This is a genomic window from Actinomadura viridis, from assembly GCF_015751755.1.
GTDB lineage: Bacteria > Actinomycetota > Actinomycetes > Streptosporangiales > Streptosporangiaceae > Spirillospora > Spirillospora viridis.
Genome location: NZ_JADOUA010000001.1, coordinates 6,188,269 through 6,213,936 on the forward strand (window position 1 = coordinate 6,188,269; position 25,668 = coordinate 6,213,936).

Consider the following 25,668-nt stretch of genomic DNA (forward strand, 5'->3'; position numbering starts at 1 on the left):
CCGCGTCCCGCGGGCGGCCGGGACGGCCGGTGCGCCACGCCTCACCGGCGCCCGGCCGTGCCCCGGTGCTCCGCCACCGGCTACAACCCCAGGTAGATGCGCCGGACGCGGACGTCCTCGCGCAGTTCCCGGGACGTGCCGGTCATGGCGACCTCACCGTTCTCCATCACGACGCAGTCGCCGGTGGCCTCGAACGTCAGCTTGGCGTTCTGCTCGACCAGCAGCAGGCTCAGCCCCTCCTCGCGCAGCCGCAGCAGCACGGCCAGGATGTCCTCGACGAGCTTGGGCGACAGGCCCATGGACGGCTCGTCCAGCAGGAGCAGCCGCGGCCTGGCCATCAGCGCCCGGCCGACCGCCAGCATCTGCTGCTGTCCGCCCGACAGCGCGCCCGCCAGCCGGCCCCGCATCTCCCTGAGCACCGGGAAGAGGTCGTAGACCTCTTCCAGGGTCTCCCTGGTCCCGGGATCGCGCCAGGAACGGGCGTACGCGCCGAGCATGAGGTTCTTCTCCACCGGCAGCCCGGGGAAGACGTGCCGTCCCTCCGGCACGTAGCCGATGCCCCGCCTGACCACGTCGCGCGCCTTCACCTTGGCGAGGTCGGTGCCGCCGTAGCGGACCCGGCCCCCGCTGCGGGGCACCAGGCCCATCAGCGCCTTGAGCGTGGAGGTCTTCCCGGCCCCGTTGGCGCCGATGATGCCGACCGACTGGCCGGGCGCCACGGTGAACGAGATCGACCTGACCGCGCAGACCCCTCCGTAATGGACCGACAGGTCCTCCACCGTCAGGGTCTCGCCGGCCGGGGCGGTCCCGGTGCCGCCGGTCCCGGTGCCGCCGGCGCGGTCGCCGGTCCGGTCGCCGGCCTGGTCGCCGGTCTTGGTGCCGCCCTCGTTCACGAGCTCACCTCCGTGGTCGTCGGGAGGGGCATCTCGGCCATGGCCGAGTCCCCGAGGTACGCCTCGATCACCGCGGGGTCGCCGACCACGTCGTCCGGCGTGCCCTCGGCGATGACGGTGCCGCCCGCCAGGACGGTCACCCGCTCGCACAGCGACATCACCAGGCCCATGTTGTGCTCGATCAGCACGACGGTGACGCCGCTGTCGCGGATGGACCGCACGATCTCGGCGAGCTGCCGCACCTCCTCGCCGTTGAGCCCGGCCGCGGGCTCGTCCAGCAGCAGCAGGCGGGGCGAGCCGGCCATCGCGCGGGCGATCTCGATGCGGCGCTGGATTCCGTACGGCAGCGAGCCGGGGGCCGCCCCGGCGAACTCGGTCAGCCCGAAGCGCTCCAGCAGGGCGTCGGCCCGCTCGTTCAGCCGGCGCTCCTGCCGCAGGACCCCCACCGGCCACAGCGCGTACCGCCAGATCGCGACGGTGCGCGAGCGGTCCAGGGCGACCAGCAGGTTGTCCTTGACGCTCATCTCGCCGAACAGCCGCAGGTTCTGGAACGTGCGGGCCAGGCCGAGCATGGAGAGCCGGTACGGGCGGGCACCGGAGACGGCGCGCCCGTCCAGCTCCACCCGGCCGCCGGAGGCCTTGTAGAAGCCGCTGACGACGTTGAAGAGGGTGGTCTTGCCGGAGCCGTTGGGCCCGACGATGCCGCGGATCTCGCCGCGCCCGACGGTGAGGGACACCTCGTCGAGCGCCTTGAGCCCCCGGAACCGCTTGCTGACCGCGCGGACCTCCAGCATCGGAGGCGCGCCGGCCGCCGCCTCCGCGTCCGCCGGCGCGGCGGCCTCGTACGGCTGGAACGGCCGCAGCTCGGCGCGGTCGGCGGCGCGGCCCCGGCGGCGGTCCACCGCGGCCCGGACCCGCGCCGGGACGCCGGCGAGCCCGGTCGGGGCGAACACCACCATGATCACCACGACGGCGCCGAAGCCGAGCTGGGCGTAGGTGGGGTAGTCCACCAGCTGCTCGCGGATCAGGGTCAGCCCGACGGCCCCGACGACGCAGCCGACCAGGCTCTGCCGGCCGCCGATCACGACCATCGCCAGCAGCAGGAACATGTTGGCGATGTTGAACGTCTCGGGCGCGATGTAGCGGATGAGGCCCACGTACAGCACCCCGGCGATGCCGCCGAAGAGGCTGGACAGCATGAACGCGGTCATCCGCAGCAGCGGGATCTCCGCGCCGACCGCGCCCGCGGCCAGCGGGTCGTCGCGCATCGCCATCAGCCGGCGGCCGAGCCCGGTACGGACCACGAACAGCCCGAAGGCCAGCGCGAGCCCGAACACCACCACTTCCAGGTAGTAGTAGAGGTACTCGCTGGACAGGTCGATGCCGAACATCGGCGGCACGGGGATCCCGGAGATGCCCTCGGCGCCCCCGGCGACCTCGGCGTTGGTGGTCCAGTTGATGAACCCGAGCGCGAGCCCGAGCGTGACGATCCCCAGGTAGTGCGACTGCATGCGCAGGGCCGGGACGCCGACCAGCAGCCCGACCAGCGCGGCGGCCACCATGGCCAGCGCGGCGGCGAGCCAGAAGGAGAGCCCGCTATGGGTGGTGAGGATCGCCGTCGCGTACGCGCTGACGCCGAAGAACGCGACCTGGGCGAGGTTGATCTGCCCGGCGATGCCCATCGCCAGGCCCATCCCGATGGCCAGCAGCGCGAACACCAGCGCGACGTTGACCACGTGGATGGCGTAGCCGCCGAGCTGGTAGGGCAGGATCCAGGCCGCGGCGGCCAGCGCGACGAGCCCGCCGAGCCGGGGCGTGCCGCGGCGCCCGAGCGGACGGGGAAGGCGTGGGACGTTCATGCGCGGCTCACCGTCATCTCACCGAACAGCCCGGTCGGCCGGATCATGATGATCACCGTGAAGAGCAGGAAGACCATCAGCTCGGAGTAGCCCTGGAAGTGGCCGGCGGCGAAGGAGTCCAGGACCCCGATGGCCAGGCCGCCGACGATGGCGCCGGGGATGTTGCCGCAGCCGCCGAGCATGGCGGCGGCGAACCCCTTGATGCCGATGGTGCCGCCCATCGTCGGGTTGACGTACAGCAGCGGGCCGACCAGCCCGCCGGCCAGCGCGGCCAGGCCGGCGCCGATCGCGAACGCGATGGCGTTGCTGCGGCCGACGTGGATGCCGACGGCGGTGGCCGCCTCGTGGTCCATCGCGACCGCCTGCATGGCCGCGCCCCGCTTGGTGCGCTGCAGGAAGCCGACCAGCAGCACGACCGCGACCGCGGCGATGAGCAGCACGACCAGGTCGTAGGTGCGGACCCGCAGCCCGAACAGCTCCAGCGGGGCGGCCTGGACCGGGGAGGCCACGGCGTGCCCGGTGGCCCCCCAGATGAGGACGGCCACCGCCTGCAGCACCATGCCGAAGCCGATCGTGCCGATCAGCATCAGCGTGAAGTCCTTGTTCTCCAGCGGGCGCAGCACCCGCTCGATGAACAGTCCGATGAGCCCGGTCAGGGCGATGGCCAGCGCCATCGCGACCGCGAACGGCAGCTTGGTCGACATGTAGAACGTGGACGCCGCGTACGCGCCGATCATGAGGACGTCGGCGTGCGCGAAGTTGACCAGTCCCATGGTGCGGTAGACGAGGGAGAACCCCATGGCGACCAGGGCGTAGATGGCGCCGAGGCTCAGCCCACCGATCAGTGTCTGAAGAAAGACCTGCATGGTTCTCTTTCTGGACGGGGGCGGCCGGAGAGGCGGGTCCGGCCGCCGTCGTTCGTCCGGGTCGTCCGGATCGTCCGGGTCGTCAGCCGCCGGCCTTGGTGAGCGCGCCGCCCTTGATGATCCCGATGGAGGTCGCCCGGATGCCGACGCCCGTCCCGTCGTAGGCGAAGTCGCCCAGCAGCCCCTGGTAGCGGACGGCGCGGATCGCCTCGGCCAGCTTCCGGCCGGTCGCGACGTCGCTGTTCTTCAGCGCGGTCAGCATGATCTGGGCGCCGTCGTAGGCCTTGGCGCCGTGCATCTCGGCCTCCTCGTTGAAGGCGGCCTTGTACGCGGCGGCGAACTTCTTGCTCTGCTCGCTGATGTCGTTGCTGAGGTAGGGCGAGCTGACGATGGTGCCCTCGGCGTTGGCGGCGCCCGCGGTGTCGATGAAGACGGGCGTCCCCTGCGGGGCCGCGCCCGCGAACGGCGCGCGGATGCCCAGGTCGCGGGCCTGCTTGACGATGAGGCCGGACTCGACCTCCTCGGCGCCCAGGAAGATCACCTCGGGGCCGCGCTGCCGGATCTTGGTGAGCTGGGCGCTGAAGTCCTTCTGGTCGATGGTGACGACCTCGTCGGCGACGGGCTTGAGACCGCGGTCGGCCATCGCCTTGAGGAACGCGTCGTGCTCGCCCTTGCCGTACGCGCCGTTGTTGGTGATCAGCGCGATCTTCTTCATCTTCCGGTCGTCGACGAGGTACTTGGCGAGGCTCTCGTCGTAGGTGGTGCTGGTGGGCCCGTTCAGGAAGAGGAAGGGGCTCTTGAGGGCGACCATGCCGGGCGACTGGCCCGAGGCGATGTTGGGGATCTCGGCCTGGCGCAGGATGGGGGCCATCGCGATCGTGACGGCGCTCTCGGCGGTGCCGAGCATCGCGATGTACTTCTGGCTGGCGATCTTGCGGGCGATGTTGGTCCCGACGGTCGGGTCGCCCTGGTCGTCGAAGACGTCGAGCTGGATCTTGCGGCCGTTGATGCCGCCGGCGGCGTTCCACTCGTCGACGGCGAGCTTGACGCCCTTGTGCTCCCACTTGCCGAGCGAGCTCAGCTGCCCGCTCTGCGCGTCGACGAGGGCGAGCTTGATCGGTCCGGAGCCGCCGGAGCCGGCGTCCTCCGACTCTCCCGGCGGAGCGCAGGCGGCGGTGAGGCACAGGGCCAGGGCGCCGGCGGCCAGGGCGGGGATACGGACCCTGGGGAATCTGAACATGGAGGTCACCTCGGGGGTGGGTGTCGGGGGGTGGAAGGAGGGTGGGACGGGGAGGGACGGTGCGGGCGGGCGGGGACGGCTCGTGCCCGCCCGCGCCCGCCGCCGGGGGCGCCGGTCGGCGGCCTAGAGGTCCCCGCGGCCGTGGCCGCGGGGGAAGACACCCTGGTAGATGTCGTTGATGTTCCAGTGCCCCGGTGTGGGCACCGGCTCGTTGACCATGGGCACGTCGAGCACCGCGGGGCGCCGCCGCGCGACGGCCGCGCGCAGCGCCGGGGCCAGCGCGTCGGGGGTGGCGATCTCGTGGCCGTCGGCGCCGCAGGCCCGGGCGAGCGCGGCGAAGTCGGGGCTGTAGGGGCGGCCCTCCGGGTCGGTGAACTCGCACCCGTGGCTGGCGCCGAAGTTGGCCGCCTGGAGGTCGGCGATGGTGCCGTGGGCGCGGTTGTTCATCACCACGAAGATCACCGGGAGGCCCTGCTCGACGGCCATCGGGAGGGCGGGGAGCTGGGCGCTCATCCCGCCGTCGCCGATGAGGGCGAGGACCACGCGGTCCGGCCAGGCGATCTGGACGCCGATCGCGGCGGCGGGCCCGAAGCCCATCGTGGACGCGCCGCCGGGGGTGATGAACCGGCCCTCGGCCGGCAGCTCGTAGCACTGGGCGACGCCGTTCTTGTTCCAGCCGACGTCGGTGACCAGGACCGCGTCGGGCGGCAGGGCGTCGCGCAGGTCCCGCAGGATCCGCTCCGGCCGCAGCGGGAGGTCGGCGGACCGGCCCCGGTCGCGGCTGCCGGCGAACAGCTCGGCGCGGGCAGCCCGGATCCGCTCGCGCAGGCCCGGACGGGTCACCGGGTCGGGACGCAGGCCGCGCACGGCGGCGCCGATCGCCTCGACCGCGGAGGTCACGTCGGCGACCGCGCCGATCTCCACCGGGTAGTTGCGGCCGATCTCGGCGGGGTCGATGTCGATCTGGATCAGCCGGCCCTGGCCCTCCCGCGGGCCGAGGTCCCAGGTGAACCGGGGGTCCCAGGAGCTGGCGTCGGTCTCGGCGAACCGGGTGGCCAGCGCCAGCACGACGTCGGCGGTGCGGGCGTAGTCGTTGGTGGTCCGCAGCCCCCAGAAGCCCGGCATGCCCAGCAGCAGCGGGTGGTCGTCGGGGACGGCGCCCTTGCCCATCAGCGAGTGCGCGATCGGGATGTCCAGGTGCTCGGCCAGCGACAGCAGCGCGGCGCGTCCGGTCCCCTCGCGCAGCCCGCCGCCGAGGTAGATCAGCGGCTGCCGGGCGCCGGCCAGCGCCGCCGCGATCCGTTCGGCGACCGGCTCGGGCAGGCCGGGCGCGGACGTGGTCGCCGGGAGCGGGCGGTCCTCGTAGCGCACCGGCCGGGAGAACAGGTCCATCGGCACGTTGACCAGCACCGCGCCGGGCCGGCCGCTGGTCGCCGTCCAGAACGCCCGCTCGGTGAACCGGGCCAGGTCCTCGGGGCGCCGCACGTGCCAGGCCCGCTTGACGAAGGGCCGGTAGATCGCGGTCTGGTCGGCGTCGGCGTGGAGGTTCACCTCCTGGTGCGGGTGCCGGCCGTGGTAGTAGGAGGGCACGTCCCCGGAGATCGCGATCAGCGGCACCGAGTCCAGCGCGGCGGTGGCCACTCCGGTGACGGCGTTCATCATCCCGGGGCCGACGTGCAGCAGCACGACGCCGGGGCGGCCGGACGCGCGGGCGTAGCCGTCGGCGGCGTGCGCGGCGGCCTGCTCGTGACGGGCGATGACGAAGGTGATCGGGCTGCGGCCCAGCGCGTCCAGCAGCGCGATGTTGGTGTGGCCGCAGGTGCCGAAGACGTACTCGACGCCGTAGGACTCCAGCTGGCGGACGAGCGCCTCGGCGGCGGTCACCTCCGTGGCGTCGCCGGCGGTCCCGGCGCCGTGCGGGTGGGTGTCGACGGTCATGAGGCCATCTCCTCGTTGCGGGGCAGGCTGATCCAGGTCTTGCCGGCGACGCCGGCGGCGCGCGCGAACGCCGCGGGCGCCTCGGCGAGCTCGAAGCGCTCGCGCAGGACCCGGCCCGGGCGCAGGTCGTGGCCGGCGAGCGTGGCGAGGGTGTGCTCGAATCCGGCGGGGTGGTCGTAGATGAGGCAGCCGCGGACGGTCAGCCGCCGCTGCACCAGGGTGAAGGTGGGCACCCGGGCCGGGACGGCGCTCTGCCCGACCGCGATCAGCGTCCCGCCGGGCGCGACGCGGTCCAGGGCCCGTTCGAACGCCTCGGGGACGCCGGAGGTCTCGATCACCGCCGGGAACGTGCGGCCCGGGTCGGCCATGGCGTCGTGCGCGCCCATTTCCAGCGCGAGGGCCCTGCGCCCCTCGTGCGGCTCGATCACGTGCGGCGCTCCCCCGGCGTGCAGGACGGCCAGGGTCACCAGGAGCCCCTGCGCGCCGGCGCCCACGACCAGGCAGGCGGCGCCGGGCCGCAGGCCGCTCATGCGGACGGCGTTGAGCGCGACGCTGAACGGCTCGACGCACACCACGTCGGTGTCGTCCCACTCCTCGGGGACGGGCCAGGCGAACCGGGCGGGGACGGCGACCCGTTCGGCCAGCAGGCCGGGCTCGGTGATGCCGGCGGCGCGGCGCCGGCGGCATCCGGCGGTGCCGCCGGACCGGCAGGTGCGGCACTCCAGGCACGGGTAGTTGGGCTCGATCACCACGCGGCGGCCGGGGGGCCGGCCGGTGACGCCCGGCCCGGCGGCGACGACCACGCCGAACGCCTCGTGGCCGAGCACCCAGGGGAGGGCGGGCACGGCGCGGCGGCCGGAGACGACGGCCAGGTCCGAACCGCACAGGCCGACCCCGTGCACCGCGACGATCACCTCGCCGGGGCCGGCGGCCGGTTCGGGCCGGTCGTCCAGGACCGCCACGGTCTCCGGCGCGACCAGCGCGACCGCCCTCATCCGCGCCCTCCCCACAGGGAGACGCCGCGGAGGATCAGCGTCTTGACGACGGTGTAGTCGTCGATCATGCAGGCGGGGGACTCGCGCCCGAACCCCGAGTCCTTGACCCCGCCGAAGGGCACGTGGTCGAGCCGGTGGTTGGAGGAGCCGTTGACCACCAGCCCGCCGACCCGCAGGTCCCGCCAGGCCGTGACGATCCGTTCCATGTCGCGGGTGAACAGGCCGGCCTGGAGCCCGTACCGGCCCGCGTTGCACCGGGCGATCGCCTCGCCGAGGTCGTCGAAGGGCAGCACCGCGACCAGCGCGCCGAACACCTCCTCGGCGACGACCGCGGCGTCGTCGGGCGGCCCGGCCACGATGGTGGGGGCGGCGGTGGCGCCGTCGCGCTCGCCGCCGAGGACGACGCGGGCTCCGGCGGCGGCGGCCTCGGCGCTCCACCGGACGACCCGTTCGGCGGCCTCCTCGTCGACCATCGACCCGACGTCGGTGACGGGGTCGAGCGGGTCGCCGACCTTCAGCGCCGCGACCTCACCGGTGAACAGGCCGAGGAACTCCTCGTACTTGGAGCGGTGGACGTACACGCGCTGCACCGAGATGCAGCTCTGCCCGGAGTTGGTGTACCCGGTGCGGGCGCAGACGCGGGCGGCGGCGGCGATGTCGGCGTCGTCGCAGACGATCGTGGCGGCGTTCCCGCCCAGTTCCAGGACCAGCCGCTTGGCGCCGGCCGCCCGCGCCACCGCCGCCCCGGTCGCCGCGCTGCCGGTGAAGCTGATGACGGCGACCTCGCCGGCGGCGCACAGCGCGGCGCCGACGCCGCCGTCCCCGTGCAGCAGCTGCACCGCTTCGAGCGGCATCCCGGCGTCGGCCAGCAGGGACACGACGGCGGTGGAGACCGCGGGGGCCTGCGGCGGGGCCTTGACGATCGTGGTGTTCCCGGCGGCGAACGAGGCGCCCAGCTTGTGCGCGAGCAGGTTGGCGGGGGCGTTGAAAGGGGTGATCGCCAGGGCCACGCCGGCCGGGGCCCGGTAGGTGAAGGCGGTGTCGCCGATCCCCCGGTCCCAGCCCGCCACCGGGAGCGTCTCGCCGCCGATCCGGCGGGCCTCGGCCGCGCAGATCGCGAAGGTGTCGGCGACCCGGTCGATCTCCCCGCGCCCGTCCCTGACCGGTTTGCCCAGCTCCAGGGCGAGCAGGCGGGCGAGGTCCTCGCGCCGTTCCGCGGCGGCGGCCGACGCCCGTTCCAGGATCTCCGCCCGGACGGCCGGGGCCAGCGCCGCCACGGCTCCCGCGGAGTCGCGGGCGTGGGCGCGGGCGGCGGCGATCTCGTCCGGGCCGGCCGCGGGCGCGCGGCTCACCACGCGCCGCGAATATGGTCCGATCCGTTCACTCTGCGGACCATCGGTGATCCACCGGCCGCTCACGAGCGCCGCCGCCTGCACCACGTCCTCTCCGGGACTCCCCCCGGATCCGGCGGCGGGCATCGGTTCTGGCATCACAATCCTCCTGGACCGCTTAGCGGTCTTCTTGTGCCGCTATACGGACTTCGGGTCAAGGTACGGTCCTCCCGGGGACCCTGACAAGAGCCGGAGCGCCAGAACTTCCGGCCGGGGAACGATGGGAGACGGGCCGCGGGACGCGTCCCAATGTTCGAACCGGTGAGTTAGTTATAGGCGAGGTGGCCCACAAGGGGAAGCCCCCGGCGGCGGGGATTTCGCAGCGGATTCGCTCCGCGAAAGACCGGCTGACGGTCCAACTAGACCGCTATGCGGACTGCATGTAACGTACGGACCACGCAACCGACCGAGTCCTGACATCGGGGAGACCGAACGCCAGTGAGTCCAGCGAAGAAGCCCGGAGCCGAGTCGCCGGCCGACGCCCAGGGCGTGCGCAGCGTGCAGCGAGCCGTGGACATCATGTCGCTGCTCAGCGAGGAGCGGCCGGTCGTGACGATCCGCGACATCGTCGCCGCCACCGGGCTGGCCAAGACGACCGTGATCCGGCTCGTCCAGACCCTGGAGCAGAACGGCCTGCTGTGGGCCGCGCCCAACGGCTACCTGCCCGGACCGGGCCTGTGGCGGTGGGCGCACCTGGCCCGCAGCAGCTGGGAGCTGCCCCCCGAGACCCGCAAGATGATGCGGGACCTGGGCGCGCGCAGGCGCGAGACGGTGAACCTCTACATGCTCCGCGACATCTACCGGGTCTGCGTGGCCCAGCAGGAGAGCCCGCAGCCGCTGCGGCACGTCGTGCACGTGGGCGACGAGCTGCCGCTGTGGGCCGGCGCCTCGTCCAAGGCCCTGCTGCGCGACGCCCCCGACAGCCTCCTGACCCGGATCGCCGTCGCCTCCCCGTACGGCGAGGGCCACGTCAAGCGCCTGCGCGAATGGATCGACGAGGCGGCGCACCGGGGCTGGGCGGTCAGCCACGGCGAGCGCGAGGACGGGCTGTCCGCCGTCGCCGTCCCGGTCCTGGGCCGTTCCGGGAAGGTGGTGGCCGCGCTGTCGCTCAGCGGTCCCACCGTGCGCTTCCCCGACGACCAGGTCGAACGGTTCGCCGCGGACCTGCGGCAGGTGGCCGCCGAGATGTCCGAACGCGGCTTCGACCACCCACTCGGTCCCGCGCACTGATCGGGGTCCGATCACGCGACCACGCGTGCCCGCCGGCTTCGGGCGCGCGACAGGAGGAGCAAGCGCATGCACAAGCGACCGCTCGACGGCGTCCGGGTCCTGGACCTGACCAACGTGCTGGCCGGCCCGTACTGCAGCTACCAGCTGATGCTGCTCGGCGCCGAGGTCGTCAAGGTCGAGGTGCCCGGCCAGGGCGACCTGGCCCGGCAGCTGGGCCCCGACCCCGACCTCAACCGCGCCGGGATCGGCGCCTCGTTCCTGGCCCAGAACGCCGGCAAGAAGTCGGTCGAGATCGACCTCAAGGACCCCGCCGGCCGCGCCGCCCTGGAGGACATGGTCCGCGGCGCCGACGTGCTGCTGGAGAACTTCCGCGCCGGGGTGCTGGACCGGCTCGGCTTCGGCTGGCCCCGCCTGCGGGAGCTCAACCCCGGCCTGGTGTACTGCGCGATCTCCGGTTTCGGGCAGACCGGCCCGATGAGCCAGGCCCCCGCCTACGACCAGATCATCCAGGGCCTGTCGGGGATGATGAGCGTGACCGGGACGCGGGAGGCCGCGCCGCTGCGGGTCGGCTTCCCCGTCTGCGACACCGTGGGCGGCCTGGCCGCCGCCCTGCACATCTGCGCCGCGCTCGCCGGCCGTTCGGTCACCGGCGAGGGCACCTTCCTGGACGTCTCCATGCTGGAGGCCGCGGTGTCGGCGATGGGCTGGGCCGTCTCCAACTACATGGTGAGCGGGGTGCCGCCCGAGCCCATGGGCAACCAGAACGCCACCGCCGCGCCGTCGGGGACCTTCGACGCCGCCGACGGCCCGCTGAACATCGCGGCCAACCGGCAGCGGCAGTTCGAGACCCTCTGCGACATCCTCGGACGCCGCGACCTGCTCGGCGACCCCCGTTTCGCGGACCGGGAGGCCCGCAAGCTGCACCGCGCCGAGCTGGACCGCGAGCTCAACGCCTCCCTGCGGCGCCGTACCGCGCGGGAGTGGGAGGAGGTCCTGGGCGCCGCCGGGGTCCCGGCGGCCCGCGTCACCAGCGTGCCGCAGGTGGTCGAGCTGGACCAGCTCAGGCATCGCGGGTTCTTCACCGAGCTGCCCTTCCCCGACGGGTCCGGCCGGGTGCTGCGGGTGGCGGGCAGCGGGGTCCTCCACGACGGCGAGCCCCTGCGGCCGGCCACCCCTCCCCCGTTGCTCGGCGAGCAGAACGGCGAGCGCCACGCCCTCACGTCGCGCTGGAACGCCGCCGCCGAAGGCGCCGTCACCTCGTGAAGGAGGTCCCCATGAGCGACAGTCCCGCGAACGGCCGTCCCGCCGGCGGTGCCTCACCGGACGGTCCTCCCCCGGACGAGGTCGACCCCACGGGCGCCGTCGCCGGATGGTGGGCCACCGCCGTCTCCCGCATGGAGCCCGGCGTGATCGAGCTGCGCGGGCGTCCCGTCCAGGACCTCATCGGCCGCGTCGGGCTCACCTCGATGATCTGGCTGATGCTCCGCGGCGACCTGCCCACGGCCCGCCAGGCGGAACTGCTGGAGGCGGCCCTGGTCGCCGCCGTCGACCACGGCCCGCAGGCCCCCTCGATCGCCGTCGCCCGCATGGCCGCCACCTGCGGCATCGGGCTCAACGGCGCCGTGGCCAGCGCCGTCAACACCCTCGGCGACTCCCACGGGGGCGCCGGGGAGCAGTGCGTCGTCCTCCTGGACGAGATCCTCCGGGAGGAGGCCGCGGGCACCGCGCTGGAGACGGCCGCCGCGAGGGCCGTCGCCCGGGGGCCGCGCTACGTTCCCGGCTTCGGGCACCGGTTCCACCCCGTGGACCCGCGCCGCGACCCGCTCCTGTCCCTGGTGGAACGGGCCGCCGCGGACGGCGTCGTCCCCGGCGACCACCTCCGCGCCGGGCGCGCGGTGGAGGACCTCCTCGCCGCCGGGCGCTCGCGTCCCGTCCCGATGAACATCGACGGCGCCACCGCGATCATCTACGCCGAGCTGGGGTTCCCGGCCCCCCTGGCGCGCGGCCTGTTCGTCCTCAGCCGCAGCGTCGGGATCCTCGCGCACGCCTGGGAGGAATCCGGGCAGGGCCGCCGCAACAAGGGGCCCATCCCGCGCTCCGTCCTCCCCGCGCACCTGGCCTGACGAGGGCGAACGAAGAGGTCATCTCCAGGATCGGGTGGTGCCCGGCTCTTGACATGTGACGCCGGGCACCACCACGATACGTGGCTACCGAGGTAATTAACTATCTAGTTCGTCACAACGGGGCGCCCCGGCGACCGAGCCATTCCCCCACCCCGCTTACCCTGGAGCCACACGTGAGCGACCACGACTCCGCCCCTTCGTCGGGCCCGCCGGCCACCGAGGGCCAGCCGCGCAAGGCGGCGCTGGCCGCCTGGGTCGGCAGCGCGCTGGAGTACTACGACTTCTTCATCTACGGCACCGCCGCGGCCCTGGTCTTCGGGAAGATCTTCTTCCCCGACTCCGACCCGGCGGCCGGGACGCTCCTGGCCCTGGCCACGTTCGGCGTCGGCTACCTGGCGCGCCCGGTCGGGGCGTTCGTCCTCGGCCACGTCGGCGACCGGTTCGGCCGCAAGAAGGTGCTGGTCTTCACCGTCATGCTCATGGGCGGCGCCACCTTCCTGGTCGGCTGCCTCCCCACCTACGACCAGGTGGGCCTGCTCGCCCCCGTCCTGCTGGTGACCCTGCGGCTGATGCAGGGGTTCTCCGCGGGCGGCGAGCAGGCCGGCGCGAACTCGATGACCCTGGAGCACGCCCCGGCGCACCGGCGCGCGTACTACACCAGCTTCACCCTCAACGGCACCCAGGCCGGCCAGATCCTGGCCACCGCGATCTTCCTGCCGATCGCGGTCATGCCCGAGGACCAGATGCTGGCCTGGGGCTGGCGCATCCCGTTCTGGCTGAGCGCGCTGGTCATGGTGGTCGCGTTCGTCATCCGGCGGACGCTGGAGGAGACGCCGGTCTTCGAGCAGGAGGCGTCGCAGGGCGCGGTGGCCCAGCTGCCGCTGGCGGTCCTGTTCCGCGACCACTGGGCGGACGTGCTGCGGGTCATGGTCGCCGCCGTCATCGCCTCGGTCAGCACGATCTTCACCGTCTACGCGCTCTCGTACGCGGTCAACACCATCGACCTGGACCGCACGCCGATGCTGTGGGTGGGCGTCCTCGCCAACGTCGCCGCCCTGATCGCGATCCCGCTCTGGGCCCGGCTGTCGGACCGGGTCGGGCGCAAGCCGGTGTTCATCGGCGGGTCGCTGGGCTGCGCGGTCCTGATGTTCGCCTACCTCTGGTCGATCTCCATCGGCAGCTACGCGCTGATCTTCCTCTTCGGCATCCTCATGTTCGGCGTCGTGCACAGCGCCACCAGCGGCGTCTGGCCGTCCTTCTACGGGGAGATGTTCAGCGCCCGGGTCCGGCTGTCGGGCACCGCGATCGGCACCCAGATCGGCTTCGCGATCGCCGGGTTCGCGCCCAGCATCGCCGGCGCCGTCGCGGGGTCGGGCAAGGACGCCTGGCTGGGCGTCTCGATCATCACCGCGGTGCTGTGCCTGGTCAACGTGGCCGCCGTGGCCACCGGCCGGGAGACCCACCGCGTTCCCACCGAGGACCTGGGCCTGCGCGGCCCGGCCCCGGCGCCCCCGGCCGTCCCGGCGGGACAGGTCTCGGGCCGGGCATGACCGGCGCGAACGAGTCGTCCGGGACGTTCCGGGTCTACGCGATCCGCTACGCCCGGCGCGACGGCAGGCGGGGACAGCACTTCCACGGCTACGACGAGAGGTGGGACGAGCCGCATCCGACCGCCTACTACGTCTGGCTGGCGATCTCCGGCCGGCACACGGTCGTCGTCGACACCGGCATCGACGCCGAGCGCGCCGCCCGGCTCGCCGGGATCGAGCACGACGCCTCGCCGGTCGCGATCCTGGCCGAGCTGGGGGTGGCGGCCGGCGCGGTCGACCACGTCGTGCTGACCCACCTCCACTACGACCACACCGGCACGGCCCGCGCCTTCGACCAGGCCCGGTACGTCCTCCAGCGGTCCGAGCTGGACTACTGGACCGGACCCTGGGCACGGCGCGTCGAGCGGGAACGCTGGCTGGTCGACGAGGACGACGTCGCCGGGCTCATCGCGGCCCGCGACCAGGGGCGGATGCTGCTCGTGGACGGTGACGCCGAGGTCGTACCGGGACTGAGCGTCCACCTGGTCGGCGGGCACACCGCCGGGATGCAGGTGGTCCGGGTCCGGACCGCCCGCGGCGACGTGGTCCTGGCCTCCGACGCCGGCCACTTCTACGAGAACCTCGAAGAGGACCGGCCGTTCCCGATCCTGCACAGCATGACCGGGATGTACGGCGCCTTCGACCGGATCAGGGAACTGTCCGGCGGCCCGGACCTGGTCGTGGCGGGACACGATCCCGAGGTGCTGGACCGCTTCCCCGCGCCGTCGCCGTCCTTCGAGGGCCGCGTCGCCCTGATCGCCTGACCACCGCCGCACCCCGGGCGCGAGCCCGGGGTGTAGCCTCCTTTTTAACGAACCGGTTAGTACAGGAGACCGATGCAGCCCCCCGTCCTCATCCTCAACGGCCCCAATCTCAACCTGCTGGGCCACCGGGAGCCGGAGACCTACGGCGGCGTCACCCTGGCCGAGATCGAGGCCAGGTGCCGCGCCGTCGCCGCCGAGCAGGGCCTGCGCGCCGACTTCCGCCAGAGCAACCACGAGGGTGTGCTGGTGGACGCCGTGCACGAGGCGCGCGGGAGCGGCGGCGGGATCCTCCTCAACCCGGCCGGGTACTCCCACACCTCGATCGCGCTGCGCGACGCGCTCGCCGCCGCCGGCGTCCCGGTCGTCGAGGTGCACCTCACCAACGTCCACCGGCGCGAGGCGTTCCGGCACCGCTCGTTCACGGCCGAGGTCAGCGACGCCGTCATCTGCGGCGCCGGCGCGCAGGGCTACGAGCTGGGCCTGCTCCACCTGGCCCGGCTGATCGGCGCGGGCGGCCGGGGATGACCGCGCATCTGATCGGGCTGATCGGCGCCGGGATCGGCACCTCCCTCAGCCCCGCCCTGCACGAGCGCGAGGCCGGCCACCACGGCCTGCGCTACCTCTACAGGATCATCGACATCGACGGCCTCGGCCTGGACGCCGCCGCCGCGGGCGACCTGGTCCGTACCGCCCGGCGGCTCGGCTACACCGGCCTCAACATCACCCACCCGTGCAAGCAGACGGTCATCGAGCACCTGGACGACCTGTCCCCGGACGCGGCCCGGCTGGGCGCGGTGAACACGGTGACCTTCGACGGGGACAGGGCGATCGGCCACAACACCGACTGGACGGGGTTCGCCGAGTCCTTCGCCCGCGGCCTGCCGGACGCGGCCGCCCACCGGGTCGTCCAGGTCGGCGCGGGCGGGGCGGGCGCGGCCGTCGCGCACGCGCTGCTCACGCTCGGCGCCGACCACCTGACCGTCATCGACAGCCGGGCCGCCCGCGCCGGCGCGCTGGCCGCCGAGCTGGCGAGCCGGTTCGGGGCGGAGCGGGCGAGCGCCGCCACCACCGCGGACCTGCCCGCCGCCCTCCGCCGGGCGGACGGCCTGGTGAACGCGACGCCGACCGGCATGGTGGCCCATCCCGGGCTGCCGGTACCCGCCGGGCTGCTCCGCCCCGGCCTGTGGGTGGCCGACGTCGTCTACCGCCCGATGCGGACCGAGCTGCTCGACCGCGCCCGCGACCTGGGCTGCCGCACCCTGGACGGCGGCGGGATGGTCGTCTTCCAGGCCGCGCACGCCTTCCGCCTCTTCACCGGCCTGGAGCCCGACCCCGAACGGATGCTCGCCCACCTCGCCGACCTCATCGCCGCCTGACCCGCCCCCGCAAGCAGCGTGGGCGGCCGAGGGGCGCCCCGCGGCAGGCCGGGGACGCGGGGCGGTCAGCTCCCGGAGTCGCGGGACCTCAGCCGCCCGGCGAGCCCGGCGATGGTCCGCTCCTTGAAGATCATCGGTGCGGTGACGTCGAGCCCGAGCCGGTCCCGGCAGCGCCCGGCGAGCTGGAGCGCCATGACCGAATGCCCGCCGAGGCCGAAGAAGTCGTCCTCGACGCCGATCTCCCCGACGCCCAGCACGTCCTTCCAGACCCCGGCCAGCCTCTCCTCCAGGTCGCCGCGCGGCCCCCGGCCACCGGGGCGGCCTCCCGGAAGGGGCGGGGCCGAGGGGACCGGTACCCGTCCCGGCGGGCCCGCGCTCACGACGACCTGGCCCGTGATCCGGTCCGCGAGGACGCGGTCGAACGCGGCGAGCGCCGCGGCGGCGTCCAGGCCGCCGGCCAGGTCGTGCCCGGAGAGCGCGCGGTGCCGCTCCTCGACGGCGGCGGCCATGCCCACGCCCCGCCACCGGTCCCACCCGACCGACACCGCCGGGACGCCCAGCTCGCGGGTGGAGCGGACGGCGTACGCGTCGAGCCAGGCGTTGGCGGCGCCGTACCCGCTGAGCCCCGCAGCGCCGGTGAAGGCCGCGAGGGAGGAGAAGTAGACGACCTGGCCGACCCGCACCCCGGCGGCCTGGACGGCGCGGGTGAGGGCCAGGGCCCCGGTGACCTTGGCGCGCAGCGCCTCCTCCGCCTCGGCGCGGCCGAGCATCGCGGCCAGGCCGCCGCCGGGGGTCCCGGCCGCGTGCACGACGCAGCGCACCCGCCCGTGGAGCCGTTCCGCCTCCTGGAGGAGGGCGGTCATCCCCTCCTCGTCGGTGACGTCCGCGCGCCGGGTCCACAGGCCGGGGGCGGGACGGCCGTCGGCGCAGCCGCGCCCGGCGACCACGACGCGCGCCCGGTGCCGGTTCACCAGGTGCTCCGCCAGGAGGCGGCCGACGCCGCCCGTACCGCCGACGATGACGTGCGCGCCGTCCGGTCCGCTTTCGGCGGCGGCCGCGGCGCCCGGCACGGCGGCGGTCGCGGCGTACGGCGCGAAGACGCGTTCCCACCGGTAGGCGCCGCGCAGCGCGATCGGCGCGCCGGACGCGGGCACGGCGAACTCGGCGAGGACGCGCGCGGCCTCCTCCGCGGCGTCGCCGGGGCGGTGCAGGTCGAGGGTCCGGACGCGCACGGACGGGTTCTCCACGCCGACCGCGTACCCCGCGCCCGTGGCGAGGGCGCCGTGGGGTTCGACCGTCTCGGTGCCGAGTACGTCGTAGGTCTGGCGGGTGACCAGGAGCACCTCGACGCCGGGCAGGCCGTCGGCGCCGCGGGCGATGCCGAGGATGTCGTCGAGCGGGGCGGCACCGCCGGACGGCCGCGCGCACCACAGATCGACGACCCGGACGGGCCGCCCGGCCCCGGTCCCGTTCGCGCCCGCGTCCCTGCCGGCGAGGGCCGCACGGAACCAGCCGGGATCCCGGGGATCGGCACGGTGGTGATCGGCACAAGGGTGATCGGCACGGTGGTGACCCGCGTCCCCGGGCGTTCCCGCCCCCTCGGGCACGACCACGACCGGCTCGGCGCCGCGTTCGCGGAGCCCGGCCGTCACGGCACCGGCGAGGGCGGAGCCGTCCGAGAGCACGACCCAGGCGTGGCGGGCGGTGTCGGCCGGCGCCGTGCCCGGAGGGGTCTGCGCGCGCTTCCACGCCACCGCGTAGAGGCGTGCCTCCTCCGCGGTCTCCGGTGCGGTGTCCGGTGCGGTCTCCAGCGGCGTGGCCTGCGGTGACGCGGCCCCGGGCACGGGGTGGTCGGTCCGCGCGAAGGGGTAGCGGACCACGGGCAGGCGCGCCCGCCGCTCTCCCCGGTGGAGTACGGACGGGTCGACGTCGGCGCCTCCGGCCCACAGCGCACCGGCGGCCTCCAGGAACACCTGGGCGTCGGGGCGTTCGTCGCTCGGATGCCGTGCCGCCGCGACCACCGTGTGGGCGCGTTCCCTCCGCTCGTGCGCGCGTGCGAGCGCGGCCAGTGCCGTGCCGGGGCCGAGGTCGACGAGAGCGGGACGTTCCAGGGTGAACGCGTGGTCGAGCGCGCCGGCGAACTGGACGGTCTCCCGCAGGTGCCGCACCCAGTACTCGCGGTCGGCGATCCGCGCGGTCACCGCCCTGCCGTACAGCGGGGAGATGACGGGCATGACCGGCGGGGACAGGTCGATCCGGTCGAGGAACTCGCGGAAGCCGGGCAGGAGGCCGTCGACCAGCGGGGAATGCGCCGCGGTGGCCAGGGGCAGCCTCCGGCAGGCGACGCCGCGCTCGTCCATCCGCCGTTCGATGCGCTCGATGTCGTCCACGGGGCCGGTCACCACGCAGGACGCCGGGCCGTTGACCGCGGCCAGGCCCGCGTCGCCGAGCAGCGGGAGCAGCTCGGCGGGCGTGGCCGGGACGCTCAGCATCGCGCCACCGGGGATCGCGGCCAGCAGCCGTGCCCGTTCGGTGACGATCTTCAGCGCGTCGCCGAGGGTGAAGACCCCGGCGAGGTGCGCGGCGGCGTACTCGCCCAGGCTGTGCCCCAGCAGGACGGTCGGGCGCAGCCCGAGGTCCATCAGCTGCCGGGCCATCGCGACCTGTGCCAGGAACACGGCCGGCAGCGCGGCGGCCGGGTCCTCCATGGCCTCGTCCTCTGAACCGGGCGGATGCGGGGGGCGGCCGGTGGAAGGCGTGAGCAGCGTCCGGACCGTCCGCCGCAACGGCTCGTCCAGCAGGCCCAGCCCCTCGTCCAGCGCGTCCCGGTAGGCGGGGAAGGCGCCGGCGAGGCCGTGGCCCATGCCGGGATGCTGGCTGCCGCCTCCCGGGAACATGAACACGATCTCGCCCGGTGGCCGGGCGGCGTCCCCCTGGACGAGGGGCGGCGCGACCCGCGAACGCCCGAGCGCGCCGGCGGCCTGGGAGAGGTCGGTGAAGACACCGGCGAGGCGGTGGGGGAAGTGCCGGCGGCCGTCCGTGAGCGTGTGGGCGATGTCGGCCAGCCTCGTGTCGGCCGGGCTCGTGCCCGCCGGTCCGGACGATCCGGCCGGTCCGGCTTTCCCGGCCGGGCTCGTGCCGGCGTGGTCGCGCAGGCGGTCGGCCGCCATCGCCGCGGTGGCGCCCAGCGCGGGCTCGTCGCGGGCCGACAGGCACAGCAGCTGCCACGGCCGGGACGGGGCGGTGGTGGCCGGGGGCTCCGGAGGCTCCTGGAGGACCACGTGCGCGTTCGTCCCGCCGATGCCGAAGGCGCTGACGGCGGCGCGGCGGGGCTGCCCGGCGCGGCGGGGCCAGTCGCCCGGCGTGTAGGCGAGGGTGAACGGGCTCCCGTCCAGGTCGAGCGCCGGGTTGGGGTTCCGCAGGTTGACCGGCGGGGCGAGGCGGCCGTGGTACAGCATCAGCGCCGCCTTGATGAAACCGGCGACGCCCGCGGCGGCGTCGGCGTGCCCGATGTTGGCCTTCACCGACCCCAGCGCGCAGCCGCCGGAGCCCGTGGCGCCCGCCGCCCGGTACGCCTCGTTCAGCGCGGCGACCTCGATGGCGTCGCCCACGGCGGTCGCGCTCCCGTGCGCTTCGACGTAGCCGATGCCGGCGGGGTCGACGGAGGCGGCCCGCAGCGCCGCGGTGATCACGCGGACCTGCCCCGGCACGCCCGGCGCGGCGAAGCTCGGCTTGTCCGCGCCGTCGTTGTTGATCGCGCCGCCCTTGACCACGGCGTAGACGCGGTCGCCGCCCGCGCGGGCGTCGGCGAGCCGGCGCAGCGCGACCACGCCCAGGCCGTCGGAGGCGACGAACCCCGACGCGTCCCGGTCGAAGGGACGCATGTGGCCGTCCGCCGACCACACGCCGCCCGGCTGGTGCAGGTACCCCTGCCCGCGCAGCGGGCTCCAGGACACCCCTCCGGCCAGGGCCAGGTCGCAGTCCAGCGTGTTCAGCGCCTGGCAGGCCATGTGGACGGCGACCAGCGAGGTGGAGCAGGCGGTCTGCACCGTGACGGCCGGTCCGGTGAGACCGAGCTTGTAGGCGACCCGGGTGGTGAGGAAGTCCTTGTCGTCGGCGGCCATCAGCAGGTCGCCGGCCGTGCCCAGGAAGGCGTCCAGGGAACGGGGCCGGTGCGTCCCGACGGTCTGCCCCGCGTACACGCCGATCCTCCCCGGGAAGCCGCCCGCGTCGTACCCGGCGTCGTCGAGCGCGTGCCGGCAGGACTCCAGGAACATGCGCTGCTGGGGGTCCATCTCGGCCGCCTCGCGCGCCGGGTGGCCGAAGAACGCGGCGTCGAACAGGGTGCCGCCGTCGATGAGGCCGGCGGCGGGGACCAGGCCGGGTGCCGCCAGCCGCCGTTCGCTCGCGCCCGCGGCCCGCATCCGGGCGGGCGTCAGCCGGGTGATCGTCTCCGTGCCGGTCCGGATGACGTCCCAGTACGCCTCGGCGTCGGGCGCGCCCGGGAAACGGCAGGCCAGGCCCACCACGGCGATGTCCAGATCGTCGATGTCCCCGGCGCCTTCGGTGCCTTCGGTGCCTTCGGTGTCTGCGGTGTCGCGGCGGGTCGGCAGGGTCACGGCAGTCCCCCCTGGGGTCGCGGGTCGTCGCGTCGGTCGTGTAGGTCGTGTCGGTCGCGGAGGAGCCGCACCGCCCCGGCCCGTTCCCGCCGCGAAGGCGCCGGGGCGGGGTCCGGGTCCGGGCTCGCGGGGGCGCGCCGCCGGTCGAGCAGCCGGGCCAGCAGCCGGTCGAGCAGCCGCACGTTGTGCGCGCGGGCCAGGTCGGCCACGCTCGGCCTGACGCTCCACCGCTCCTCGATCCGGGAACGCAGCGTCAGCAGGTCGATCGAGGTCCCGCCCAGCTCGAAGAACCCGTCGGTGGCGCCGATGCCCTCGACCATGAGCAGGTCCTCCCACAGCGCGGCGAGGGCGGGCTCGTACCCGCCGGACGGCGCCACCGGCGGGTGCGCGAGCGGCGGGCGCGAACGCGGGAGCGCGGGCAGCCGGGCGTGGTCGACCTTGCCGTGCCCGTTCAGCGGGAGCCGGTCCACGACGTGCACCAGGGACGGGATCATGTGGGCGGGCAGCCGGGGACGCAGGAACGCGCGCAGCCGTTCGACGGTGAGGGCGGAGCCGGGACGGAGCTGGAGGTAGGCGGCCAGCCTGCGGTGCGCCCGGCCCTCCCCCACGGCGGTCACGGCGGCGACGGCGACATTGGGGTGGGCGCGCAGGGCCTCCTCGACCTCGCCGGGCTCGATCCGGAAACCGCGCAGCTTGATCTGCCGGTCGAGCCGCCCGGCGAACCGCAGGGTGCCGTCGGGCGCCCACCGCGCCAGGTCGCCGGTGCGGTACACGCGGGCGCCCGGCGGGCTCGCCGGGAAGGCGGCGGGCGACGACGTGCCGAAGGCGCGCGCGGTCAGCTCCGGGCGGCCGAGGTAGCCGCGCGCGACCTGGGGTCCGGCGACGCACACCTCGCCGCGCTCCCCGTCGGGCACGGGGTCGCCGTCCGGCCCCAGGAGGCGGACCTCGACGCCGCGCAGGGGACGGCCGATGCCCGGCGGCTCCGCCCCTTCGCCGGGGACGCAGACACCGGCGGTCGCGCACACGGTCGTCTCCGTCGGCCCGTAGGCGTTGATCAGGCGCACCCGCCGCCCCCAGCGCCGGACCAGCTCGGGCGGGAGCGGCTCGCCGCCCGACACCAGCGTGGTCAGGCCGGGCGGGAGATCCTCCGGCAGGCCCGCGAGCAGGGAGGGCGCGGCGGAGAAGCAGGTGACGCGCCGGTCGCGCAGCACGGCCGCCAGCTCCTCCCCCGCCGGCCCGTCCCCGGCCGCCCCGCCCCCGGCGCCGCCGGACGGCGGCAGGACCAGCGTCGCGCCGGCGAGCAGGCTGATCGCCAGCTCCCAGATCCAGACGTCGAAGGTGAGCGGCGCGAACTGCAGGACCCGGGCCCCGCTCATGTCGCCGAACACCTCGCGCAGCCCGAGCGTGAGGTTGACGACCCCGGCCTGCTCGATCAGGGCGCCCTTGGGGAGGCCGGTGGAGCCGGAGGTGTAGCAGACGTAGGCGAGGTCGCCGCCCGACGCGGGTATCGCGGGCGGGCGCTCCGGCGGACGCGGAACGTCCGGGGCCGGGCGGGCGGGGAGGCGCGCGGGGACGGGTGGCAGGAGCGTGGCGGCGGAGCCGTTCAGCGCGGCGGAGCCGTTCAGCGCGGCCGGATCGTCGGTCACGACGATGGGCGCCGCGGTCTCGCGCAGGACGAGTTCCCGGCGCCGCGGCGGCAGCCGGGGGCCCGCCGCCACGAAGGCCGCCCCGGCCCGCCAGACGCCCAGGACGCAGAGGACGGTGTCGAGCCGGTCGCGCAGATCCACCCCGACCACGGTCTCGGGCCCGGCGCCGTGGGCGCGCAGCAGCGCCGCGTACCGTTCGGCGCGCTCGGCGACCTCGGCGTAACGGAGCCGGGCGCCGTCCCCGTCCAGCGCCAGGGCGCCGGGGCGGCGGCGTGCCTGCTCCTCGAAGAGCGCGTAGGCGGTGCCGTGGGGCGCCTGCCCGGTCACCGGCCCTCTCCCCGGCCGCCCGGCCGCTCGGCGAGGACGGAGATGTGGTCGCCGTCGTGTCCCAGGGCGATGGCCTCGCCGACGCGGCCGTGCAGGGCCTCCAGGAACCCGCCGTCCACGCCGCAGCGTCCGGCCAGGTCGGCCAGCTGCCCCAGGGCCTCGTGATGGACGCGCAGCGAGGTGTGGCCGACCGCGTACGAACGCGCGGAGACGCGCGCGAGGCATTCGCGGACGGTCTCGGCGAGGCTCCCGAGCCGCCCGGCCAGGGCCCGTTCCAGCGGCTCGGGCCCCAGCCCCGTGGCGGCGCCCAGCCCTGCCGCGGCGAGCGCGCCGCCGACCACCGCGTAGTAGAAGGCGCAGCCCGCCGCGTAGTAGGCGTTGACCAGCCGCAGGTCCTCGCCCAGGTGCACGCCGCCGCCCAGCGCGCCGGTGACGGCCGCCGCGTCGTCGTACAGCCGCCGGGGCCCGGCGTACGGGACGTGCGCGCGGGAGGTGCCCAGCTCCGGGGGGTAGCACAGCAGGACCGCCTCCAGGTACCGCGCTCCCATCGCCTCGGCGCGGGCCCCGGCGGCCTCGGCCTCCTCCGGCAGCCCGCAGCTCGTCTGCACCAGGAGCCGGCCGGGCAGCTCCTCCGCGGCCGTGTCGAGGACCCGCCGGGTGGCGGCGTAGTCGAGCAGGCAGGTCAGCACCACCGGCGCCGCCCGTACCGCGCCGGCGGCGGTCGGGTGCGCGGTGACCTGTGCGCACTCCAGCGCGGCGGCGCGTCCGGCGGTGCGGTTCCACACCGCGACGCTCAGCCCCGCCTGGCGCAGGGCGCGGACGACGTGCGCGCCCATCCGGCCCGTTCCCAGGACGGCGACGTCAGCCACGGCCGCCTCCCCGGGCGCCGGGCCGGCAGGCGTGCCCGCCCCCGGTCTTGGCGAACGTCATGATCGACGCCTGGACGCCCCGCGCGGCGGCCCAGGCGTCGAAGATCCCGAGCAGCGCGTCGGCGCGGCCGGGGCCGTACCGCCCGGCGAGCTCGTCGCGGTGCGCGCGCAGCACGGCGGCCAGCCGGTGGAACGACGGCGCGACCCGGCCGGTGATGTCCTCCGCGTCGACCAGGGAGAGCCCGTGCCGGCGGGCGTGCCGCCGGTGGGTCTCGACCGTCTCCAGCGACCGCCCGCCCAGCATGCGCAGGTAGGCGTCCACCGCCGGATCGGGGCGGCCCCGCCCGGCCAGGCAGGGCGTCTCGACCACCAGCCGCCCGCCCGGGGCCAGGACCCGGGACAGCTCGGCGAACAGCGGCCCGAGGTCGAAATGGGGCGTGCTCTCGAAGGCCAGCGCCGCCTGGAAGGCGCCGTCGGCGAACGGCACCGCGGGGCCGCCGCAGGCCAGGAACATCACGCGGTGGCCGACGCCCCGCGCGTGGGCGTGCTCGCGGGCGCGGGCGAGCGCGGCCGGGTCGATGTCGACGCCCACCACCCGCGCCTCGTACCGGCGGGCGATCTCGGCGGCCGGGCGGCCGTTCCCGCAGCCCACGTCCAGGACGCGGTCGGCGCGGGTGACCCCGAGCCGTTCGATCACCATGGCGGTCAGGCGTTCGGTGGCGACGGGAAAGGGCGCGTCGTCGTCCGGGCCGTCCCACAGCCCGTAGTGCATGTCGGGGCCCCAGTAGCGCGAGATCAGCGGGGCGAGGTGGCCGTAGGCGTCCCCGGCCGTGGCCGGGAGGGGAACGGCGGGGTCGCCGAGGGCCGCGGGGTGTCGGATGGTTCTGCTCATGAAGTCTCCGGGAGGAAGCGGGCAGCGGTGAACGCGCCCGGGCGATGCGGCGCGGGCGATGCGATGCCGCGGGTGGTGCGGGGAATGCGGTACCGGCGGTACGGGCGGTACGGGGGACGGGGGACGAGGGACCGGGGACGCTGTCGGGACCGTGAAGTCACTCCCGGGCGTCGGGAGGCCGCTTCGCGTCCGGCGCCGCCCCGGCCAGCAGCACGCTCCCCGAGCCGGGGACGCGGGCCCAGCCGGCGATGGTGCGCCGCTCGCGCTCGACCGCCGCGGAGCCGTACCGGGTCACCAGCTCCGCGCGGCGCCGTTCGAGGCGGCGGAGCATCCGGGGGAAGAACGGCGCGGTGTGCTCGCTGAGGTCCAGGTATTCCAGCAGGCGCAGGCCGGCGTCGTGGAACGACTCCAGGTGCTCCCGGGCGGTGTGCATGTGCCCGGCCGCGAACATGTCGAGGTAGGCGCGGACGCGCGCGGCGGCCTCGGGGTCGCCGACGGGCTCCAGCAGGCAGGGCGACTCCAGGACCAGGCGGCCGCCCGTCCTGAGGACCCGGGTCAGCTCGCCCAGCAGGGGGCGCAGCTCGAAGTGCGGGGTGATCTCGAAGGCCAGCACCGCGTCGAAGGTCCCGTGGCCGTACGGGAGCGCCAGCGCGTCCGCCCGGCGGAACTCGACCAGGCCCTCCACGCCGTGCTCGCACGCGTGCCGCAGCCCCCGCTCCAGGGCGGCGGGGTTGACGTCCACCGCGACCACCCGGGCGCCGGTGGTCTCGGCGATCCGGACCGCGGCCAGGCCGTTGCCGCAGCCGGCGTCCAGGACGAGGTCGCCGGGCGCGGCGCGCAGCCGCCCGACCACCAGGTCGGTCAGCCGCCGGGTCGCGGCCGGGACCGCCGCCGGGTCCCGCGGGCCGTCCCAGTAGCCGTAGTGCAGGTCCGGCCCGCCGATGGTCTCGGTCAGGCCGGCCATGTCCTCGTAGGAGCGGCCGATGTCCGCCGTGGCGGGCCGTACGGCGGTCTCGTCGCCGGTCGTCATGGTCGGCTCCCCTCGTCGTCG

The 25,668-nt window shown here is 75.2% G+C and carries 19 protein-coding genes; 7 read left to right on the top strand and 12 right to left on the bottom strand.

Going from position 1 to position 25,668, the window contains the following annotated elements:
• Nucleotides 1-80: 80 nt before the first annotated feature.
• From IW256_RS28015 to IW256_RS28045, 7 genes are all read right to left on the bottom strand, one after another.
• On the bottom strand, nt 81-893 hold the full coding sequence (locus IW256_RS28015) for an ABC transporter ATP-binding protein (RefSeq protein ID WP_197013792.1): 813 nt from the start codon (nt 891-893) through the stop codon (nt 81-83).
• Complete coding sequence (locus tag IW256_RS28020) at nt 890-2,752, bottom strand: branched-chain amino acid ABC transporter ATP-binding protein/permease (protein ID WP_197013793.1); 1,863 nt, start codon at nt 2,750-2,752, stop codon at nt 890-892. The genes IW256_RS28015 and IW256_RS28020 overlap by 4 nt, the downstream gene beginning before the upstream one ends.
• A complete protein-coding gene (locus tag IW256_RS28025; RefSeq protein ID WP_197013794.1) occupies nt 2,749-3,618 on the bottom strand; it encodes a branched-chain amino acid ABC transporter permease in 870 nt (289 codons plus the stop codon). The genes IW256_RS28020 and IW256_RS28025 overlap by 4 nt, the downstream gene beginning before the upstream one ends.
• A gap of 82 nt (nt 3,619-3,700) precedes the next feature.
• The gene (locus IW256_RS28030) at nt 3,701-4,858 is read right to left on the bottom strand and encodes an ABC transporter substrate-binding protein (protein WP_197013795.1); all 1,158 of its coding nucleotides are present in this window, start codon (nt 4,856-4,858) and stop codon (nt 3,701-3,703) included.
• A 123-nt stretch (nt 4,859-4,981) separates the two neighbouring features.
• Nucleotides 4,982-6,796 (bottom strand): thiamine pyrophosphate-binding protein, encoded by a 1,815-nt coding sequence (locus IW256_RS28035; protein WP_197013796.1) that lies wholly within the window; start codon nt 6,794-6,796, stop codon nt 4,982-4,984.
• Nucleotides 6,793-7,791, bottom strand: coding sequence for a zinc-dependent alcohol dehydrogenase (locus IW256_RS28040; protein ID WP_197013797.1), 999 nt, complete (start codon nt 7,789-7,791; stop codon nt 6,793-6,795). The genes IW256_RS28035 and IW256_RS28040 overlap by 4 nt, the downstream gene beginning before the upstream one ends.
• Entirely contained in the window at nt 7,788-9,281 is a 1,494-nt protein-coding gene (locus IW256_RS28045) for an aldehyde dehydrogenase family protein (RefSeq protein WP_307829145.1), read from the bottom strand. The genes IW256_RS28040 and IW256_RS28045 overlap by 4 nt, the downstream gene beginning before the upstream one ends.
• A 339-nt stretch (nt 9,282-9,620) precedes the next feature.
• Here IW256_RS28045 and IW256_RS42855 point away from each other — a divergent pair, with 339 nt between their 5' ends.
• From IW256_RS42855 to IW256_RS28080, 7 genes are all read left to right on the top strand, one after another.
• Nucleotides 9,621-10,412 carry an IclR family transcriptional regulator gene (locus IW256_RS42855; RefSeq protein WP_197013799.1) on the top strand — a complete coding sequence of 264 codons (792 nt, stop codon included), beginning with the start codon at nt 9,621-9,623 and terminating at the stop codon, nt 10,410-10,412.
• Between the two features lie 66 nt (nt 10,413-10,478).
• Nucleotides 10,479-11,675, top strand: a complete 1,197-nt coding sequence (locus tag IW256_RS28055; RefSeq protein WP_197013800.1) for a CaiB/BaiF CoA transferase family protein — start codon at nt 10,479-10,481, stop codon at nt 11,673-11,675.
• Nucleotides 11,676-11,686: 11 nt separating this feature from the next.
• The gene (locus tag IW256_RS28060; protein ID WP_197013801.1) at nt 11,687-12,535 is read left to right on the top strand and encodes a citryl-CoA lyase; all 849 of its coding nucleotides are present in this window, start codon (nt 11,687-11,689) and stop codon (nt 12,533-12,535) included.
• 173 nt (nt 12,536-12,708) lie between these two features.
• Nucleotides 12,709-14,085, top strand: coding sequence for an MFS transporter (locus IW256_RS28065; protein WP_197013802.1), 1,377 nt, complete (start codon nt 12,709-12,711; stop codon nt 14,083-14,085).
• Nucleotides 14,082-14,888, top strand: coding sequence for an N-acyl homoserine lactonase family protein (locus tag IW256_RS28070; RefSeq protein WP_197013803.1), 807 nt, complete (start codon nt 14,082-14,084; stop codon nt 14,886-14,888). The genes IW256_RS28065 and IW256_RS28070 overlap by 4 nt, the downstream gene beginning before the upstream one ends.
• 72 nt (nt 14,889-14,960) lie before the next feature.
• A complete protein-coding gene (aroQ, locus tag IW256_RS28075; protein ID WP_197013804.1) occupies nt 14,961-15,413 on the top strand; it encodes a type II 3-dehydroquinate dehydratase in 453 nt (150 codons plus the stop codon).
• Complete coding sequence (locus IW256_RS28080) at nt 15,410-16,264, top strand: shikimate dehydrogenase (RefSeq protein WP_197013805.1); 855 nt, start codon at nt 15,410-15,412, stop codon at nt 16,262-16,264. Before aroQ ends, IW256_RS28080 begins: the two co-directional genes overlap by 4 nt.
• A 65-nt stretch (nt 16,265-16,329) precedes the next feature.
• Here IW256_RS28080 and IW256_RS28085 read toward each other — a convergent pair whose 3' ends face one another.
• The 5 genes from IW256_RS28085 to IW256_RS28105 form a co-directional block, all read right to left on the bottom strand.
• Nucleotides 16,330-20,883, bottom strand: coding sequence for a type I polyketide synthase (locus tag IW256_RS28085; protein WP_197013806.1), 4,554 nt, complete (start codon nt 20,881-20,883; stop codon nt 16,330-16,332).
• A complete protein-coding gene (locus IW256_RS28090; RefSeq protein WP_197013807.1) occupies nt 20,880-22,856 on the bottom strand; it encodes a non-ribosomal peptide synthetase in 1,977 nt (658 codons plus the stop codon). The genes IW256_RS28085 and IW256_RS28090 overlap by 4 nt, the downstream gene beginning before the upstream one ends.
• Nucleotides 22,853-23,725 (bottom strand): NAD(P)-binding domain-containing protein, encoded by an 873-nt coding sequence (locus IW256_RS28095; RefSeq protein ID WP_197013808.1) that lies wholly within the window; start codon nt 23,723-23,725, stop codon nt 22,853-22,855. The genes IW256_RS28090 and IW256_RS28095 overlap by 4 nt, the downstream gene beginning before the upstream one ends.
• Nucleotides 23,718-24,617 (bottom strand): SAM-dependent methyltransferase, encoded by a 900-nt coding sequence (locus tag IW256_RS28100; RefSeq protein WP_197013809.1) that lies wholly within the window; start codon nt 24,615-24,617, stop codon nt 23,718-23,720. Before IW256_RS28100 ends, IW256_RS28095 begins: the two co-directional genes overlap by 8 nt.
• Nucleotides 24,618-24,774: 157 nt before the next feature.
• On the bottom strand, nt 24,775-25,647 hold the full coding sequence (locus IW256_RS28105; protein ID WP_197013810.1) for an SAM-dependent methyltransferase: 873 nt from the start codon (nt 25,645-25,647) through the stop codon (nt 24,775-24,777).
• Nucleotides 25,648-25,668: the final 21 nt, after the last annotated feature.

What these genes read in the sequence shown, in the direction of transcription:
- IW256_RS28040 (WP_197013797.1), bottom strand. Translation starts at nt 7,791, where the DNA reads ATGAGGGCGGTCGCGCTGGTCGCGCCGGAGACCGTGGCGGTCCTGGAC.
- aroQ (WP_197013804.1), top strand. Translation starts at nt 14,961, where the DNA reads ATGCAGCCCCCCGTCCTCATCCTCAACGGCCCCAATCTCAACCTGCTG.
- IW256_RS28070 (WP_197013803.1), top strand. Translation starts at nt 14,082, where the DNA reads ATGACCGGCGCGAACGAGTCGTCCGGGACGTTCCGGGTCTACGCGATC.
- IW256_RS28030 (WP_197013795.1), bottom strand. Translation starts at nt 4,858, where the DNA reads ATGTTCAGATTCCCCAGGGTCCGTATCCCCGCCCTGGCCGCCGGCGCC.
- IW256_RS28100 (WP_197013809.1), bottom strand. Translation starts at nt 24,617, where the DNA reads ATGAGCAGAACCATCCGACACCCCGCGGCCCTCGGCGACCCCGCCGTT.
- IW256_RS28080 (WP_197013805.1), top strand. Translation starts at nt 15,410, where the DNA reads ATGACCGCGCATCTGATCGGGCTGATCGGCGCCGGGATCGGCACCTCC.
- IW256_RS28035 (WP_197013796.1), bottom strand. Translation starts at nt 6,796, where the DNA reads ATGACCGTCGACACCCACCCGCACGGCGCCGGGACCGCCGGCGACGCC.
- IW256_RS28045 (WP_307829145.1), bottom strand. Translation starts at nt 9,281, where the DNA reads ATGCCAGAACCGATGCCCGCCGCCGGATCCGGGGGGAGTCCCGGAGAG.
- IW256_RS28060 (WP_197013801.1), top strand. Translation starts at nt 11,687, where the DNA reads ATGAGCGACAGTCCCGCGAACGGCCGTCCCGCCGGCGGTGCCTCACCG.
- IW256_RS28020 (WP_197013793.1), bottom strand. Translation starts at nt 2,752, where the DNA reads ATGAACGTCCCACGCCTTCCCCGTCCGCTCGGGCGCCGCGGCACGCCC.
- IW256_RS28055 (WP_197013800.1), top strand. Translation starts at nt 10,479, where the DNA reads ATGCACAAGCGACCGCTCGACGGCGTCCGGGTCCTGGACCTGACCAAC.
- IW256_RS28105 (WP_197013810.1), bottom strand. Translation starts at nt 25,647, where the DNA reads ATGACGACCGGCGACGAGACCGCCGTACGGCCCGCCACGGCGGACATC.
- IW256_RS28025 (WP_197013794.1), bottom strand. Translation starts at nt 3,618, where the DNA reads ATGCAGGTCTTTCTTCAGACACTGATCGGTGGGCTGAGCCTCGGCGCC.